This window comes from Exiguobacterium sp. A1_3_1, assembly GCF_048985645.1.
Taxonomy (GTDB): domain Bacteria; phylum Bacillota; class Bacilli; order Exiguobacteriales; family Exiguobacteriaceae; genus Exiguobacterium_A; species Exiguobacterium_A indicum.
The window spans coordinates 1-511 of record NZ_WBYY01000340.1; the positions used below are offsets into that span (position 1 = coordinate 1).

Genomic DNA, 511 nt, shown 5'->3' on the forward strand with positions numbered 1-511 from the left:
GTGGGCTCGGAGATGTGTATAAGAGACAGACGTCGCACACGCCGCTAAAAAGTCCGGATCTTGAAATAGATCCAGCACGGTCGTCTCGATTCGTTGGAATGCGTCCGTAAGTGGGGCATCAAGATCAGTCCGAATGCGCGACTCGTGTTGTGCTAACTGCTGTAAGACAAGTGCCGCACTATCCGCTGTCTTATGAGCGTCTAAGACGACGGTCATCTCCCAATCGTCGCCGATTAAGATGGCAGCCCCGTCTTCGTTTTTATATTGACCGCTTCTTGAGCAGCCTCCGAATCGTCCGAGCGTCACTCGACCAATCTGGTCAATCTGCTTCGTGTCGACGAATGGTTCGTCGGATCCGACCCAGAAGTAGGATGGATGTGTCGTCTGCATGCATCAGTCTTCCCTTCTTTACATCTCCCGCAAGTACGGTTGCAAGAATAAGCGTAATCGTTTTTCGTAGTTATCCGGGTCCATCGTGTACGTCCTGTCTCTTATACACATCTCCGAGCCC

General features: G+C 51.7%; 1 pseudogene. It reads right to left on the reverse strand.

Features of this window, described 5'->3' with window-relative positions:
* Positions 1-390 (reverse strand): annotated as a pseudogene (locus F8N00_RS18255) (protein phosphatase 2C domain-containing protein); the annotation flags it as partial.
* Between the last annotated feature and the right edge of the window lie 121 nt (positions 391-511).